Source organism: Anabaena sp. FACHB-83 (assembly GCF_014697485.1).
Lineage (GTDB): Bacteria > Cyanobacteriota > Cyanobacteriia > Cyanobacteriales > Nostocaceae > Nostoc_B.
The window spans coordinates 15,975-33,007 of the sequence record NZ_JACJRY010000018.1 but is presented as its reverse complement, the minus strand read 5'-3'; the positions used below and the strand labels follow the sequence as shown (position 1 = coordinate 33,007).

12 protein-coding genes are annotated in these 17,033 nt (G+C 37.8%); 3 read left to right on the top strand and 9 right to left on the bottom strand.

The window, feature by feature from the left end:
* The first annotated feature begins 981 nt into the window (after nt 1-981).
* Entirely contained in the window at nt 982-1,164 is a 183-nt protein-coding gene (locus H6G79_RS36860; protein ID WP_242048484.1) for a replication restart DNA helicase PriA, read from the top strand.
* A 76-nt stretch (nt 1,165-1,240) separates the two neighbouring features.
* On the opposite strand, the gene rlmN is transcribed toward H6G79_RS36860, so the two are convergent.
* The 7 genes from rlmN to H6G79_RS20705 all read right to left on the bottom strand — a co-directional run bounded on the left by rlmN (nt 1,241) and on the right by H6G79_RS20705 (nt 11,077).
* Entirely contained in the window at nt 1,241-2,308 is a 1,068-nt protein-coding gene (gene rlmN, locus H6G79_RS20735) for a 23S rRNA (adenine(2503)-C(2))-methyltransferase RlmN (protein WP_190591265.1), read from the bottom strand.
* A 72-nt stretch (nt 2,309-2,380) separates the two neighbouring features.
* Complete coding sequence (locus H6G79_RS20730) at nt 2,381-2,827, bottom strand: hypothetical protein (protein ID WP_190591264.1); 447 nt, start codon at nt 2,825-2,827, stop codon at nt 2,381-2,383.
* Between the two features lie 94 nt (nt 2,828-2,921).
* Nucleotides 2,922-8,291, bottom strand: coding sequence for an ATP-binding sensor histidine kinase (locus H6G79_RS20725; RefSeq protein ID WP_190591263.1), 5,370 nt, complete (start codon nt 8,289-8,291; stop codon nt 2,922-2,924).
* Nucleotides 8,292-8,388: 97 nt separating this feature from the next.
* Nucleotides 8,389-8,742: a phenylpyruvate tautomerase MIF-related protein gene (locus H6G79_RS20720; RefSeq protein WP_190591262.1), complete on the bottom strand. Its 354-nt coding sequence runs from the start codon at nt 8,740-8,742 to the stop codon at nt 8,389-8,391.
* 271 nt (nt 8,743-9,013) lie between these two features.
* Nucleotides 9,014-9,610, bottom strand: a complete 597-nt coding sequence (locus H6G79_RS20715) for a Uma2 family endonuclease (RefSeq protein ID WP_190591261.1) — start codon at nt 9,608-9,610, stop codon at nt 9,014-9,016.
* A 75-nt stretch (nt 9,611-9,685) separates the two neighbouring features.
* Complete coding sequence (locus H6G79_RS20710; protein ID WP_190591260.1) at nt 9,686-10,213, bottom strand: 2TM domain-containing protein; 528 nt, start codon at nt 10,211-10,213, stop codon at nt 9,686-9,688.
* A 57-nt stretch (nt 10,214-10,270) separates the two neighbouring features.
* Nucleotides 10,271-11,077, bottom strand: coding sequence for a creatininase family protein (locus H6G79_RS20705; RefSeq protein WP_190591259.1), 807 nt, complete (start codon nt 11,075-11,077; stop codon nt 10,271-10,273).
* A gap of 118 nt (nt 11,078-11,195) precedes the next feature.
* Here H6G79_RS20705 and H6G79_RS20700 point away from each other — a divergent pair, with 118 nt between their 5' ends.
* Entirely contained in the window at nt 11,196-11,903 is a 708-nt protein-coding gene (locus tag H6G79_RS20700; protein WP_190591258.1) for an ROK family protein, read from the top strand.
* A gap of 284 nt (nt 11,904-12,187) precedes the next feature.
* Here the strand turns inward: H6G79_RS20700 and H6G79_RS20695 are convergent, their stop codons facing one another.
* Both H6G79_RS20695 and H6G79_RS20690 read right to left on the bottom strand, forming a co-directional pair.
* Nucleotides 12,188-12,580 (bottom strand): hypothetical protein, encoded by a 393-nt coding sequence (locus H6G79_RS20695; RefSeq protein WP_190591257.1) that lies wholly within the window; start codon nt 12,578-12,580, stop codon nt 12,188-12,190.
* Between the two features lie 652 nt (nt 12,581-13,232).
* Entirely contained in the window at nt 13,233-13,472 is a 240-nt protein-coding gene (locus H6G79_RS20690) for a hypothetical protein (RefSeq protein ID WP_190591256.1), read from the bottom strand.
* Between the two features lie 171 nt (nt 13,473-13,643).
* On the opposite strand from H6G79_RS20690, the gene H6G79_RS20685 reads away from it, so the two are divergent.
* On the top strand, nt 13,644-16,718 hold the full coding sequence (locus H6G79_RS20685) for an NACHT domain-containing protein (protein ID WP_190591255.1): 3,075 nt from the start codon (nt 13,644-13,646) through the stop codon (nt 16,716-16,718).
* Nucleotides 16,719-17,033: the final 315 nt, after the last annotated feature.

The following is a 17,033-nucleotide window of genomic DNA, read 5'->3' as shown; positions in this document are numbered from 1 at the left end:
TTCCTTATGGTCACTGAGTTTCGGCTTCGCTCAACTACTGCATGGTCTAATACCATTTCACTTTAAAAATGATACAGACATGAAAGCAGCGCCTCGACTTCTCCTGACGGAGACGCTGCGCGAACGCTCGGCGACCGGAATCAGAGTTGCAGAGGAAGTGATTTGTATTAGTAATTTCGTGAATTGGTAAGTAACCACGCAAAATTAATTACAGTCATTGCGAGCGAAGCGAAGCAATCCCAGCCCTTGCGATTGCTTCATTTCGCTTCGCTCCATTCGCAATGACTTTGTGTAATTAATTATGTTTAACTACTTATAAGTAAGGCTGTGAGGCATTTATCAAGGGAGTTTGAGAGGGTGCTTGCAAACAAAAATCTTTGCTTCCTCATTGTTGATCACAGGAGGGTACAAAAATTAACCGTATGTTGGGTTTTCGCTGTTGCTAGGGTAATTACAAGAGCGTTTTATGGTTACTTACGGTTTTTACAATTGCTCAATTGCTTGTCTATCCTGGGTTTTACACTTGCCTTGATACTCCAAATACATACACGCCTGACCATTTTTTGTTTTCCTTAACTTGATACTAATCATCTCATCCATAAAAATTAAGCAATGTTTAAAATTAGGATTTTGTTACCAAATATACAGTAATCCTTGGTGATTGACTTTTGAATACATAAGTAATGATGTAATAAATTTGAAATGACGTAAAATAAAGCTCTCTCAAAGTTTTAATCGCAGGGATCATCTCATCTCTAAGTAGAAACCAGTTCTAAGTGAATTTATATATCTAAAGTGAGATGATAAAATCACCTACAGATTAAGATAATCAATAAAAGTATTGTAAAGGTTTATTAGCTAAAATTTTTCTTAAGATTACCAACAAATCTTCTGGCTATTTGTTAGCTTGGTTAAACCAAACATCGAATTTAAGACTAACAGTTCAAAAACAAAAATTTAGTTATCTCCAGGGGTTAAAAAATGCAGATAGTATACAAGATTTACTGCCCAAATTGTGGTAGTAAAGCAGAGCGTTATTACATTTCAGATAGTGAATTAACACGGACACAATGCTCAAGTTGTGATTACTTGATGATTAGTTGCACCCGTACTGGTAAAGTGATTGAAGCTTACGCCCCTGGAATTCAGTTAAGTAAAAGATAAAAAGTAAAAATGCAAAAAAATGAAGTATGAGCTAAGTTAATTTCATACTTCAGAATTCATCACTTAACACTTCAATTTACTTTTTACTCATTCTCAACTGTCCACAAGCAGCATCAGCTTCTAAACCGCGAGAATAACGTACACTTACAGCAATTTTTTGTTGTTGAAGAATGTTAACAAAAGCTTGGATGCGATCGCGGCTGGGGCGTTGATAATCCACTTCTTGAATTGGGTTGTAGGGAATCAAGTTAACGTGACTTTGGAAGCCCCGCAGACGTTGTGCTAGTTCTAAGGCCTGTTCTGGTAAATCGTTGACACCAGCCAGCAAGATATATTCAAAAGTCATACGGCGGCCTGTAATTGCTACATATTCCCGACATTCCGCCAATAAATCTGCTAAAGGATAGGGGCGGGCGCTGGGAATGAGTTGTTCTCTGAGGGCTTGGTTAGGGGCGTGGAGACTTACCGCCAGGGTAATTTGCAAATGATGTTGGGCGAATTGACGAATGCGATCGCGGATTCCCACTGTAGAAACAGTTAGCATCCGTTGTCCAATACCCACATCTTGATTTAACGATGTCAAGGCGGCTAAAACATTATCTGTATTTAGCAACGGTTCACCCATACCCATGAACACCACATTGCTAACTCGTTCTTGAAAATCTTCTTGGACAGTTAATACTTGATCAACAATTTCGTGACGGGCGAGGTTGCGTTTATAGCCTCCTTTACCAGTCGCACAGAAATCACAAGCCATCGGACAACCCACTTGGGTAGAAACACAGACAGTTAATCGCTTATCGGCGGGAATACCTACAGTTTCGATAATCTGTCCATCAGCTAATTGCAGTAGATATTTGACTGTACCATCTGGGGCAACTTTGCGGTAATGGATGGTAGAACGACCAATAGGGATATCTGCAATTTCTGTACGCCATTGTTTGGGAAAAACGGAAATATCAGCAAGCGATCGCACTTGCTGATGATAAATCCAATCATGTAACTGTTTCCCTCGGTAAGCCGGCTGTCCCTGCTGCTGTACCCAAGCAGTTAACTCGCTAACCGAAGCACCGAGTAAGGGAGGAATTGCTAATTTTTCCGTGGTGGGTGAGTCAACTTGAGAAATGGATGGCGTAACAGACATAGGGAGAGACTTACGAGTTTAAACTTGGATCTCTATCCTAAGCTGTTACGCCAGAAATTTGCATATTGACTTTTAGTATCCGCTTACATATCTAATAACTCGTTCTGTTTGAATCACCCGATTATTTTTGAGAATCTCCAGGGATGCGCCATTAACTGCATATTCATAGTTATTATTCCGAGCTACATATCCTACACCTTCTTCGGAGGAAGTAGGTAGAGAACGGATAGCTTTACGAGTTGACTTAGAAATTCCGGTGTAAAACAGACTGCCTCTTTTGTTACAAATATAGATATGAAAATTCTTAGTTTCAAAATAAGCTTCTAATCTGCCGCCACCTGCATAACTAGGACAATTAGATGCTTGGGCAATTGTCTGACTATTAACTGTTGAAACAGGAGTAGATTCTAATTGTGCAGCATTCGCAGATGAAGATATACCTACAATTCCAGACAGTAGTGAAGCTGTGGCTAAAATGAAAACAAAAGACTTATTTTGTACTTGATAAAAGCTGTTCATAATCAGTCCTGAAGTTTGATTACTATTCGCTTCAAATCTAACTGATGGTTTTTCGGATTTTTGAGAGAAAAAACACTGAAATTTACATAAAGTCTTATCTAACTGGAATTTCCAAGATGAACTCTGCACCCTTTCCTGATTCCGAAATACACTCTATTTTACCTTTATGCTGTTCCACAACAATTTGATAGCTGGTAGTTAACCCAATACCTGTACCTCCACCTACTGGTTTAGTAGTGAAGAATGGATCAAATATCCGTGGTTTAACTGCTTCGTTAATTCCTATGCCATTATCTTGAATAGAAATTCGCACCCAATGGTGATTGATAGTTTGAGTGGTAATGGTAATTTGAGGTGCAGTTGGTAGCTGCGATCGCTCCTTAATCATCTCATGTAACGCATCAATCGCATTACTGAGAATATTCATAAATACTTGATTCATCTGCGAAGCATAGCAGTTAACTAAAGGCAACTGACCATAATTTTTAATAACTTGAATTACATTAGTTTCAGTCTTACCCTTAAACCGGGGTTGTAGCAACATTAAACTATTATCAATTCCTTCATGAATATCTACAGGCTTCATATCAGCCTCATCCAAGCGCGAGAAATTTCTTAAACCCAGTACAATCTTGCGAATCCGGTCTGCACCTACCTTCATCGAAGATAGAATTTTTTGCAAATCTTCAATTAAAAATTCTAAATCAATTTCAGTAATAATTTGTTCTAGATTCGGTGTCACATTAGGATATTCTTGCTGATAAGCAGCGATTAATTCTAGTAAAGAATCAACATAATCACTTGCAGGTTCAATATTCGCATAAATAAAATTCACCGGATTATTAATTTCATGGGCTACACCAGCTACCATCTGCCCTAAACTCGACATTTTTTCTGTTTGGATGAGTTGCGATTGCGTGCATTTCAGTTCATATAAAGTTTGTTCTAACCGCAGATTTTTTTCATTTAAATCTTGAGTCCTAGCGGCTACTTTTTCTTCTAGCTTGGCATATAGCTGGGCAATTTCTAAAGAAATCGCCGCCTGGGAAACTAACAGCTTTAAGATTTGTAGTCTATCGGGTGTGAATACACCTACCGTTAAAGTATTTTCTAAATAAATAATGCCAATTAATTGCCCTTGATTCAAGATGGGTGTACACAATATAGACTTTGGTTTATTTTGCAAGATATATGGATCAGCCGCAAAATGTCTGTCAGTACTCGCATCATTGATTAATACATTTTCTCTGGTATGTAAAACATAATTAATCAAACTCAAGGGAATATTTTTACTTTCTGTTATTAATGTTGATTTTATCTCGCATGATAGATGATTATGACACTGCACCACAATTCTCAACTCATCATCCTCTTGCAACATTAATGCAGATTTATCTGCACCGACATTCTCGATAATTACCTGCATTAACTTTTGCAATAGCTTATCTAAGTGAATTTCCGAAGCAATTGCTAGAGATGCTTGAGTCACAGTTTCTAAATCTAAAGCATCTGATACATTTGTGGTATTAGCATCAACCGTGATTGGGCTGGTAAAAGAGTTAATTTGTGTATTTTTTATTTGATTATTAATCACCTTAGCTAGTAGCTGATGATGGCGTTTTTCTAAATCGGCAACTTTGACTTTAGCACCCCAACGGGTATAACAGTAGTAAGCATCAATCAAATAAGGTTGAGCAATTTTTTCTTTACCACAAGCCAGATAAAATTCCGCAGCTAATTCATTTGCTATTGCTTCTTCTTGGATATATCCATTAACTTTAGCCCCTTGAACTGCACTTTCATATAATTCTACAGCTTGCCAATTATTACCTAAAACTCTAGCTGTTTCTGCCTCAATCAAATCATACTTGTGTTGAAAATTCATTGGTGCATTTTCAGCCCAAACTTTCATTTTTTGCTGATTGGCTAACACCTGCTGCATATATTCTGCTTTTTTGCTATCAGGCTGATTATGATAATCTGCTAACAAAGCCAAAGAATAGTAAAAATTATGTTTAGCAGTACCATATTGTCCGACAGCAGCTTGGATATATTGCAGCCCAATTACCGCATTTTCTACAGCATTGTGTGGCTGTTTAAATAAATAAAATAGTAAGGTTTTAATTAAAAATATATTAAATAAAGAAGTTTCTGTCTTTTTATCGAGACAATAGGCTAAATTTTCAGCGTGATTAAATAAACTACCATCTAATTGTTCTCTACTAGCACTTATATCCATTAAGTTTAATGCAAATTGTTGCCAGCCTCGCAACATAACTATTGCGCCATACTGCTCAAACTGACACATCCATAAATAATATTTTTCTAACTGGTTAAATACATTTGGTAGTTCTTCACCGACATAAATTAAATGTGAATAATTATTAGAAGCAGAATAAAGTGCATATTCTATATCTCCTACTTCCATACCTAGTTGTAAACATTCTACTAGGGGAGTAATTGTTTCTTGTAGATGAGATTTCCAGAATTTTACATTGCTATTGTACATCAATAAAACTCGACATTTAATTTCTCTCGAATCGACTTGATCGAGTAAATTTAATGCAGCTTCACCATAGCGATAACCCGCTTCAATTTCTAAATAAAATGCACTGATTAACAAGCCATATAAAACATACCCATAAGCCGCAAACATAGAATTTCCATAGTTGACAGCGAGAGTAATAATTGTAAATATAATTGCTGGTAATAATCCGGGATTTGTGAAATAAGCCGCAGAAATCATATTAGTTAAAATTCGCATAGCGGCAAGTTTATCGGGAGCAGTCATCAATGGTAAATTAATTAAGTTAGTAACATCTAAATTTTGTGGTGGTGCTGACTCTAAACTAATTCCTAACAAATCTAATAACTGTAAGCCTGTATCTATAGCTAACTGCATCTGGACTTTGGAGGTATACATCTGCATGAGAATTTCATACACCTTTACTTGGTCGAGTAAATTAGCTGCTTGCTGACGAACTATATCGGCATAAATTTCTACTTGGTCAAAATTGATATTTAAATATTCGATTTCTACTGCTTCTGTATACAAATTCAGTGTTAATTGATACTGCGCTTGCCAACTATCCAAAGATAGTAATTCTAAGCCAACAGCTAAATATTTCTTAGCCGCTTCGTAAGCTGTGGCTGATTTTGCTTTGCGAACAGCAAGTAAATTTAGTTGCGCTAGTTCATCTTTTTCCGCTTGGGTGTGAATTAAATCAATACCGACATTTAATTGGTTAACTATCTCAAAGATATTTTCTTCTAATTTTTCGGGTTCAGTGTTTTTGAGGAGTAGTTTACCGATGGTTACGTGTGTTGTCTTTTTATCAGCTTCTGGAATTAAATAATAAGCTGCTTGCTGTACTCTGTCGTGGAGAAACTTATAGGTAACATTGATATTATCTTGATTAATAATGGCTGGTGTCTGGTCAGTTGTTAATTCATCATCAGTAAATAATTTATAAATTTCATTGGTCGGCAAAATCAAGCCTTCTTTTAGTGCTTTCCACAAATCAGCAGAGGTTTCAACTAAGGATTTATCCGAAACTATAGATAAGGTAGCTAAATCAAATTTATTGCCAATACAAGCTGCAATTTTCATGATTTCTTGCGTAGCCTGGGGTAGCTTACACAACTGTTTGGCAACAAATTCAACCACATCATCCTGCAAGTATAAAGCTTGAGCTTCCGTAATATCATATTGCCAATTAGCAGTATGAAAATTAAATGTGATTACTCCATCTTCATGTAATGATTTGAGTAATTGAGTTGTGAAAAATGGATTACCTTTAGTTTTGGCTAATACTAATTGAGTTAATTGTATAGCTTGTGTTTCGTGGCAATTGAGGGCATCAGCAATTAAGCAGTTAAGTTGCGTTTCGTCTAGAGGGTTGAGATGAATTTGATGAACAATGGCTTTGGCTTGATAAATATCATCTAAAGCCATCATAAATGGATGTCCAGGATAGACTTCGTTATCTCGATATGCGGCAATGACTAATAAATATTTTGTCTCTGTACCGCTTAATAGTAGTTGAATTAATTTTAACGATGCTGCATCTGCCCATTGTAAATCATCTAAAAAAATTACTAGGGGATGTTCTTGTGTGGCTAAAACTTGAATGAAGTTACTAAATAATAAATTAAAGCGATTTTGGGAAGCATTACCACCTAACTCAGTGACTGCTGGTTGTTGACCGATAATTTTTTCTAATTCGGGAATGACATCAATAATGACTTGTCCTTGAGTTCCCAAGGCTAATAATATTTTGCTTTTCCATGTTTGTAATTGGGTTTTAGTTTCTGTGAGTAATTGCCGCATTAAACTGCGAAAAGCTTGAACTAATGCTGAAAAAGGAATATCTCGCTGGAATTGGTCAAATTTACCTGCGATAAAATAACCCTGTTGGCGGACAATGGGTTTATGAACTTCGTTGACGACGGCAGTTTTACCAATACCAGAAAAACCTGCAACTAACATTAATTCAATGTTGCCAAGGCTAACTCTCTCAAAGGCATCTAATAAGGTTTTAACTTCTATTTCTCTACCATAAAGTTTTTCGGGAATTAAAAAGCGATCGCTCCTATCTCGCTGTCCTAATTTAAATGGTATAATTTCACCTTGATGGCATAAATAATCTTGACAAACTTCTAAATCATGGCGAATACCTCTAGCAGTTTGATAACGTTCCTCTGCCGTCTTTGCCATTAATTTCATAATCATCTCAGCTAGTATTGATGGCAATGCAGAATTGATAGTTTTTGGGTTAATTGCTTCTTTAGCCAGATGACAATGTATGAGTTCTAAAGGATTTTGGCTATTAAAAGGTAACTTACCTGTGAGTAATTGGTAAAAAGTCACACCCAAAGAATAAAAATCAGTGCGATAATCAATTCCGCGATTCATTCTCCCTGTTTGTTCGGGAGAGATATAAGCTAATGTGCCTTCTAAAATATTCGGACTTTTAATTTCGGAGTTTTCTTTGGGTAATAAAGAAGAAATACTAAAGTCTATGATTTTAACTTCTTTAGTTGTGGGGTTAATTAAAATATTATTGGGATTAATATCTTTATGAATAATCCGATTTTGATATAAAAATTCTAGTGCCTGGGTGACTGCGATCGCAACTTTAAAAAAATCATCTAAACTTAAAATTTGACCTTGAGTATATTGGCTTAGAGAAATTCCCCCAAAATCTTCTAAAATCAGTGCATAACTATTGCCATAAGTTTCTAAGCTATAGCATTTAACAATATTTGGATGTTTGAGATGGCGGGTAATAGAATACTGATTTCTAAATAAAATTAAATCTTGAAATTGGGGATATTCCGTATTTAACAGTTTGATAGCAACTGGGGTGTGGGTTTCTTTCTGTTCAGCACGGTAAACCCTGGTTTTAGGACTGTCATGAATTTTTTCAAAAATCTCATACCCAGGAATAAAAGTACTTACCATAAAGATAACCACAGGAGATACATTATAAGTAGTATTCCCGTGGGTATCTGTAATCTCACATCCGTGAGTAACTACAGCTATATAAATTTCTTAAAAACTAGCCAAAAGTTGTGCTGTTCCAACCCCACATCGCACCTTTAGCATCTGCAAACTCTATGTAAATGCGATTTTGGGGGACATCTAAAGCTTGATTAATTTGCTGGCAAAAATCCTGACTCATCGCTTGGGTTTGGTCTGGCTTCATGGAACCAATACTTTTAATCTCAATGTAACAAACCGGGTCTGTAGTCCCAGCAAAAGTCATGGGGACATCTGCTTCAAAAGCCGTCATTACATAAGATTCTGGTTTACCTAAATGCTTGGCTAATTTCCCTGATAAACTCTTGAGCATTGTCTCAACTTCAGCTTTTGCAGGCGCAGATACAGAAGTTTGTACTTTGATTAATGGCATAGCACTGAACTAGAGATTTACATTGTTCAGTTTATCGTAGACAGGTAGGGTAGGGGGCAGAAGGCAGTTCAGTTAAGAGAATAGTAGGTTGGGTGTAGCGATAGCGTAACCCAACAAAGTATGCGTGAATGTTGGGTTCCTTTCCTCCACCCAATTTTTATGAACGAACCACAGAGGCGCAGAGAGAAGTTGCGTGTGCAAGTTCCCCGCGTTGAGCAAACTTCGGGAGAACCCAGAGAGAAGAGAGAATACTTGATAATGTTGGGTTCTGTTACTTTGCCAAAGCTTGTTGAAAAGTTTTGATGGCATCAACGTGGTTCACCATATTAATGCAGCGTAGCAACAAATCCAAATCGATGCCTTTGACTTCTTCACTACTGGATATTCTTTCATAGTCTAGTGTGTCCCCGTTTTGCCGCAGGTGATACACTTCCAAAGCTCCATCTTCCCAAAACCACACTTCAGGAATCAACAGCCGCTTGTATGCTTCCAATTTGTTGATACCGCCACTGCTAAACACTACTTCAATTACTAAATCAGGGCGTACTCGACCAGGAGCAAGTTTATAAGATTTATCTGCTTCTCGCTTTACTCCACCCGCTTCATTTTCTAAAGTCATTGAACCAGTAGGAGTAAAGTCAAATCCTGCCATGAGCAGGTATATTTCTAACAATGCGCCGAGTCTTTCTTTAACAGTTTCGTGTGGTTCTCCTGGCATTCTGCGAATCTCAAAAACTCCATTTAAGAAAGACAGTCGATATCCTGGACGGTCTAATAACTGCTCAACTGCTTTAAATTCTCTCCAGGTGACTCCCTCAAACAACAGAGGTGATTCTTTTGCTGGTTTGGCGATTGCTGCTACGGTCATAACAAAGTCTCCAGTCTGTTTCCAGATGAGAAATAATTCCGGTTTGAGAAGGCAGGTTTTAATTTTAACTATGCTTTAAGTCTGCAATGACTTCAGCCATTTATTCACCAGTGTATTGGCAGTTTTCATGACTGTATTGAAGTTTTGTTTTAGCTGATGCTGGCGATACCATTTCTGAAAAGCGATTTCATAGGCTTCACCTCTGGCATAAAAGTTATTCCAAAAATCCAGCCCAACTGTTAAACCCCAGAATAGTAAAATGCCCAGTGACCAATGAATATTCGGCAAAATAATCAAATAATTAGCTAATATTAAAAAACTATTGACAATTGCAAAATTTCCTAAACGTTTTTTAAATTTTGCAAGACGGTAAGCATCGAAAGCTTGACGCTGTTGAATTTCATTTTGTTGCGATCGCCAGTCTTGTTCTGCTAATTGTAAAGACTCTGGTGATATGTCTAACTCACCCGCAATTTCTACGAGTAATTCGTAAGAAAACTCTTTTTCTTGGTTATCAGCTTGACGCGCGATCGCTAACTGAAGAATACGATGTACATCTTCTTGACTATAAGAATGATGGCTATTACTTTCAAATCCTGCCATAGTCTTGACTATTAATATATTTTTTAACGTGGGGTTACTATTTCTAGACTAGCAAATCTAGATTATGCTTTCTGGTAGCTTAAAAGCATAAATATCTTGGATGACTTGCACCCAACCGTCAGAGACAGATTCCAAGATGCGATCGCCTTTTTCTTTGCTGGCGGTTGTTGGATCACCAATCACGCCACTTTTACTGATATCTTTTGTTGTCCAAGATACTGGTAACTGTCCTTCCCAACTAATTAAAGTACTGTTTGGCTGTTCTGGTGGGTATTCAGCCACAGCTTTTTCGAGTTTTACCTGTTCTGGTAATATTGCCAACATAATGCTAGTTTCTGCATCTCCGGCGTGCATACCCAATTTGGCTTCTTTGGGTGTGAGCAATTCTTTGGTAATATTGGGCGCACGCCAAGTAAACAACGGAAATATTAAAAAGTCATCATACTTAACGTGTAAATCTCGCGCCGCCATTTGCATGATTTGGGGTTGTCCACCGTGGGAGTTCATCAACACCAATTTTCTAAACCCAGCCCGGTAAAGACTTTCTCCCACTTCCATAATTGTGGCTGTCAGGGTTTCGGAACTGAGGGTAATTGTGCCAGGAAAGTGCCAGTGTTCGTTAGATTTCCCATAATACAGAGTCGGCAAGGCATACGCGGGAAGATTTGCATCTAATTTAGTCAAGGCTTTCCCCAAAACACCAACACCAATCGCCGCATCTACAATCAATGGTAAATGGGGGCCATGTTGTTCAATTGCCCCGACTGGTTGAATAATTACCACATTTTCTTTATTGGGCATATCTTGGATATCAGTCCAAGTCAGGTAAGGAAAAAAGCGTTCTGGGGGAATAAAGCTGTGCATATTACTGCGATCGCGTCATTTTAATTTTAGGCGTTGTGAAGAGTCTCAACACATCAGGATATTACCAGAAACAAAGAAGCATAATAGCCAAAGAACAAGTAGTAACAAGGAAGAATCAATGGTTGATGACAATGGCTCAATTCGCACTTTATCAGTTGATATTGGTGGTAGCGGTGTAAAGGCGATAGTTTTGGATATTACCGGAACTCCCGTTACAGATAGGGCGCGGGTAGATACACCATCCCCAGCTAAACCAGATGTCGTAATTAATGCGATCGCACTTTTAGCAGATTCTCAAGGTGATTTTCATCGGGTTTCGGTGGGGTTTCCGGGTGTAGTGCGCTGCGGAGTCACAGAAACAGCAGTTAACTTACATTCTGATTGGATTGGGTTTGATTTTGCTAAAGCATTATCCCAACGTTTGAATAAACCAGTCCGAGTAATTAATGATGCAGACATGCAAGGCTTAGGTGCGATCGCTGGTAAAGGTGTAGAGTTAGTAATTACCTTGGGGACTGGCTTTGGTTCGGCTTTATTTGTCGATGGTAAACTTGTACCAAATATGGAAATGGGACACCATCAGTTTCGCAAAGGCCAGACTTACGAAGAACAATTAGGACGTGCAGCGTTACAAAAGTATGGCGAGAAGAAATGGAACAGGCGCTTAGAAAAAGCGATCGCTTCTTTGCAGCATTTATTTAATTATGATTGTCTTTATATCGGTGGTGGTGAAGCTGTAAAAGTAAATTTACAACTACCTTTAAATGTTAAACTCATACCCAATGTTACGGGTTTGTTAGGCGGAATTGCCTTGTGGCGCGATTAGTCTAAAGTCTGAAGTGTGAAGTCTAAAGTCTGAAATTAATTAGTGGAGGATTTAGACTCACCACATAATTCATCCCACAAATATAGCAGTCCTAAATCATTTGTGAAGAACAAGATCCCCGACTTCTTTGAGAAGTCGGGGATCTGAGCCTCTCAATTTTTACATCTCATGTAAGATTGCTATATGCAGCGCCCCATTTCTAGCAGTTTTTTTAGATTTTTTATTGATGCCGATCGCAAAGCAATGGGCATCTTTTAGTATGAATAATGCCTATTTGTTGCTTGTTACGCCGTCTGTGTAGAAGCTAATTTTGAGTCTGCGGTCGATTTTAACCGGGTAATGGTGGCTTTACGAATGCGATCGCTTTTGCGTACTCCACCTGTCATTTCGTATTCTCGGCTGTCTTTGCCATACCTCAACACCACACCACTAACCAAGCGTTCCGAAGTTTCACGAATGGTCTTTTCCAGGGTTTGTATGTTTGCTTTGGCTGTATCAAGGGCAGTTAGCATCATATTATACTGGTCAAGCTCCTGGCGGAGTTGCTCTGTTAACTCAGTTAAATGGTTTAAACTGATGGAATCACCAAAGTCCAAGCTAGAATCAATTGATTTAAATCCGATTAATCTCTGTTCTGTTTTTTCTAGTACCGGAGAGCCTTTTTGTTTGCGTGGCATCAATGAATACCCTTTACTAAACTTTATCTTTCTAGGGTGTCTCAATAAAGCGATTTATTGGTTCAGTAAAACTTACAAAATAAGATGTTTTTTGTAATAAGGTTTGATTACTAACTCAGTATTTTTACGACAAAAAATAATAAATCGTTGAAAACAGATTTGTGTTGTGAACGAATAGACTTGTGTTGTGAATGAATGAATTTGTGTTGTGAATAAATAGACTTGTATTTTGAACGAATAAACTTGTGCTGTGAACGAATAGACTTGTATTGTGAATGAATAAACTTGCGTTGTGAACAAATAAGCTTGTTCACTTGATTATTTATTTCAGGACTTACGCAGAATCATGAAAAAACGAACCACAAAGGGCGCATAGACGCGATAGCGGTTTCCCGCAGGGTAGGACACGAAGTTAAGAGGATTCGAGAGTGTTTTTGCGTAAGTCCTATATTTAACCTAAAGAAGCCCACCTCTTGCTAAAGCTATGGTGTACACACAAATCTGAAATAGCTGATTAACAAGGTTTTACCCCACCCTAACCCTCCCCTTGGAAAGGGGAGGGAACTAGATTTCTCTTTTTCCCCCCTTTCCAAGGGGGGTAATTTGATTTGTGTACACCACACCGTAGCTCTGCAAAGAGTGGCTTGTAATATTATTGCTCCTCAGAACAGCGATGTCTGGGTAACAAGCTCTTTTTTTGTTTTTCTTGCAAACTCCTAGCTTGTTTCAAGACTGGAATACACTGATTAATCATCCACATTAAAACCTCAATTGCTGAGTCTCCTTGCTGAAGGCGGTTTTCGGCATTTACGCCAATTAATATTGTTTGCAGAATTAGCAAGAAAGTAATAGCTTTTTGACTTGCACTCTTACCTGATTTTTTAGCTGACATCTGAACTCACCTTGTTTTTAAGCTGACAAGGTGAATTATTTTTTTGGGTGTTTCCCCAGACACATCCCCCACACAAAGTCTATAATGCTTGTATCGTCAGCTTTTGCGGCTTGGGGAAGCTTGTTTGTTTGGGTAATTACAAATTATTTATATTTTCTTTATATTTGACTGATGTCAAGAAATCTTCGTAAGGATGAATCAGCTTTAGACAATGTACTCAGTCTGGTAGAAGCATTGCTACAACTGTCACAAGAGCAAGAATGTGAGTCAAAACTTCCACTTTGCGTTGTCTGGAATGCTAATAAGCTGCAAATTACCGGATATAAAAGCCAATCAACAAGAGGAAACAGAAGCAAAATAATTGAAGTTGGGACAAAACAGGAATATTTACTCAACCAAATTAAAAATGCTGGCAAAACTTTAAAACTTCCCCCGCAAAAAGCAGAATCTAACGTTTCTCAGGAGAAAAGAGAGTTACAGGAAGTTCAAATTGCACTTGACTGGCTATGGAAGTTAGGACTGCGAGAACCAAAAAAAGCTGCAAATAATCAAGGTTATTGGAAATTTACCTTGACGCTAAAACATCAGACAGCATCGATAAAAGATAATCTGGAAGTGGTTAAGCAGAGATGGAAGGAATACCACCAAAAGCCAAATTTAAAAGAAACATCCCAGGAACAAACAACAGATAATAGCTTCCATTGGCAAAACATCTGTGGCACTATGCTCAAAAAGCACAAGCGTCTCACCACAAATGAGTTTTTCTTTGCTTATGATGACATGAAATTTGAGCTAGAGGAAATTCATGTACCTTTAGCATTGGTGGAGCGTAAAAAACCGAACAAGTGCAGCGAGGATATTTCCCCAGAACAAGGTTCACGACTTTACGAACCGAGTTATGAAGAAAAGCAGCGATTTGAACATCAGGCTTTTTTAGAGCAAATTATCCGTGATGGTGTTGGTAAAACTCAAGGACACCGCATTGCATTAATTGGAGAACCGGGTGCGGGAAAAACTACTCAGTTGCAAACTATAGCTTTTTGGATATTAAACAAGAATCTGGGTTTACCAATTTGGATTTCTTTGGCAGACTTGCAAGGAAAAAGTGTAGAAGATTATCTGCTGCAAAATTGGCTAAAGAAAGCTTTAAAAGTGGTGCGTGTAAAAGAAGAACAGGAAAACTTTTTTGCAGATTTATTCAAGAATAATTTTGTGTGGTTGTTGTTGGATGCAGCAGATGAAATGTCTTCACCCCAACCATTAACCCAGATTTCCCAGCAATTGACGGGATGGGTAAAAAATGCGCGGGTTGTGCTGACTTGTCGAGTGAATGTTTGGGAAGCAAACGCCAATGCTTTAGAAAATTTTGAGACGTATCGGTTACTCAATTTTGCATATCCCCAACAAGTGCAAGAGTTTATTGGGCGTTGGTTTCACAACAGAAATGCAGACAAAGGGGAAAGATTATGGCAGGAATTAGATAAACCTGAACGTCAGCGCATCCAAGATTTAGTTAAAAATCCTTTGCGGTTGGCGCTGTTGTGTAGCACTTGGCAAAGTTCCGATAAAGGTTTACCAGAAACTAAAGCCGGACTTTATCAGCAGTTTGTGGAAGAGGTTTACAAGTGGAAAGAAAACCGCTTTCCTACCACCGAACAGCAGCAAGAGGAATTAAACGCTGCGTTGGGACGTTTGGCAAAACGGGCAATCGATCAAGAAACATCACGGTTTCGGCTACGGCATAAGTTTGTGCGTGAGGAATTAGGCGATGCAAAACAGCAAAATTCTTTATTTTGGTTAGCGTTAAAGTTGGGATGGCTAAATGAAGTTGGACTGGCTGCGGAATCAACAACGAAAGAGAAAGTTTACGCTTTTTACCATCCCACATTTGAGGAATATTTTGCAGCGTTGGCGGTTGATGATTGGCAGGAGTTTCTGAATCATGTTCCCGACAACCCCACGCTAGGCGTTTATCGTATTTTTGCCCCGCAGTGGAAAGAGGTGATTTTGCTGTGGTTGGGACGTGAGGATGTGAGCAAGCTTGAAAAAGAAGCATTTCTAAAATCATTGGTAGAATTTGATGATGGGTGTAGAGGATTTTATGGTTTGCAAGCATACTTTCTTGCTGCTGTAAGTATCGCAGAGTTTGAAACTGGAGAGATTGCTAACAAAATTATAGAACAACTAATTGAATGGACATTTGGTTCAGTAAACTTTCCCAAACACCACTTTCACCTATCTAGTCTTATAGCCGCAATAGCTAAAAATTTACTTCTACAGACACATTATAAAAATGTAGTTGATGCCTTGCATAAGCGGTTAAAATCTAGTGAATCTCAGGGAGGTTCTTTAGATACTGCTTTGATACTACTTGAAAAATCCCCTGGTCATGAACTTGCTGTCAGAATTATTGTTGATTATATAGATAAAAGTCCAGCCATATCTAAGCAATCAAGAGCAATTAACCTCAAGCGTATTCAAGCCATCAGCAAATTAAAAGAATTTGCTGTTAGTAATCCCCTTGCAATTGCTACTTTGGCTAACTTGTCTGTAAATAAACAAAATCATGAAAAACCTGTTTCAAAATATGATTTTAGTTGGCTAATTCCCAAAGTATACGCAAATAATAGAGAAAAATTTCTTGATTTTTTAGAAAGAATAGATATCAATAATATTGGAATGACCATCAGTAAACTAAATGAATTTAACACTTTAATTAGATTGTTAGGTGTAAATATAAAAATGAATACTAAAATTGAGGGACTAGCAATTTTAGATGATTTGATCGATATCTCATGTAGGATAGATGATAGCCATATTGAGTGGATTTCTGGATGTTTTAGTAGTATTCATTTATTTGCAATTAATAGATTAGCAGAACTAGCTTCTACTAACTCTGATACTATTACTAATTTAATTGAAACATTATATCAAAATAATGATAATTATATACGTCAGAGTTTAATGATGAGTTTGGGAAAAGCTGCTTGTATAAATATAAATGCTACTAAAGCTGTACTTCAAATTTTGAAAACTACCGAAGATGAAATTATAGCTGACGCTGCCATTTACTTCCTAAAAAAAATTTCCAATAGTAGTTTGCTTACACTAATAGTTACAGAGTTAAAAGACTACATAGAAGATGCAGAAGTCTATGAGATTATATGGCATTGCGCCCAAAGTATACCCTACCCAGCTTTTTATCAAGCTTGGCATCAACAAGAGAAAGTGAAAGATGGAGAGTAGGAAAATTAATTTTGTGTGGTTATACCAATTTTTTATGAAGCTGTATAGAACTTCGATCCCCTTGAGCCTCTCTTGTTAAGGCTACCGTGTACACACAAGTCGAAAATAGGCAGTATGAAACGCATCCCGCCTAGAACTAAAGTTCCAGGCTGATAGCAAAAGTCTACTGAAGTAGACTGGAATTAATTTTTTTTGAGTCATCTTCAGATGACTTGCGCTATGAGACTCGGAATTCATTCCGAGGCGGGATAGATGCACTCAACGAACATTTCATTTATTTGTGTGTACACCGTAGCCTTGTAGGAGAAAGGTCAA

Excerpts from the sequence above, each read along its gene's own strand:
- H6G79_RS20730 (WP_190591264.1), bottom strand. The coding sequence starts at position 2,827 with ATGAACAGCTTTTATCAAGTACAAAATAAGTCTTTTGTTTTCATTTTA.
- H6G79_RS20685 (WP_190591255.1), top strand. The coding sequence starts at position 13,644 with ATGTCAAGAAATCTTCGTAAGGATGAATCAGCTTTAGACAATGTACTC.
- H6G79_RS20695 (WP_190591257.1), bottom strand. The coding sequence starts at position 12,580 with ATGCCACGCAAACAAAAAGGCTCTCCGGTACTAGAAAAAACAGAACAG.
- H6G79_RS20705 (WP_190591259.1), bottom strand. The coding sequence starts at position 11,077 with ATGCACAGCTTTATTCCCCCAGAACGCTTTTTTCCTTACCTGACTTGG.
- rlmN (WP_190591265.1), bottom strand. The coding sequence starts at position 2,308 with ATGTCTGTTACGCCATCCATTTCTCAAGTTGACTCACCCACCACGGAA.
- H6G79_RS20690 (WP_190591256.1), bottom strand. The coding sequence starts at position 13,472 with ATGTCAGCTAAAAAATCAGGTAAGAGTGCAAGTCAAAAAGCTATTACT.
- H6G79_RS20715 (WP_190591261.1), bottom strand. The coding sequence starts at position 9,610 with ATGACCGTAGCAGCAATCGCCAAACCAGCAAAAGAATCACCTCTGTTG.
- H6G79_RS36860 (WP_242048484.1), top strand. The coding sequence starts at position 982 with ATGCAGATAGTATACAAGATTTACTGCCCAAATTGTGGTAGTAAAGCA.
- H6G79_RS20720 (WP_190591262.1), bottom strand. The coding sequence starts at position 8,742 with ATGCCATTAATCAAAGTACAAACTTCTGTATCTGCGCCTGCAAAAGCT.
- H6G79_RS20725 (WP_190591263.1), bottom strand. The coding sequence starts at position 8,291 with ATGGTAAGTACTTTTATTCCTGGGTATGAGATTTTTGAAAAAATTCAT.
- H6G79_RS20700 (WP_190591258.1), top strand. The coding sequence starts at position 11,196 with ATGGTTGATGACAATGGCTCAATTCGCACTTTATCAGTTGATATTGGT.
- H6G79_RS20710 (WP_190591260.1), bottom strand. The coding sequence starts at position 10,213 with ATGGCAGGATTTGAAAGTAATAGCCATCATTCTTATAGTCAAGAAGAT.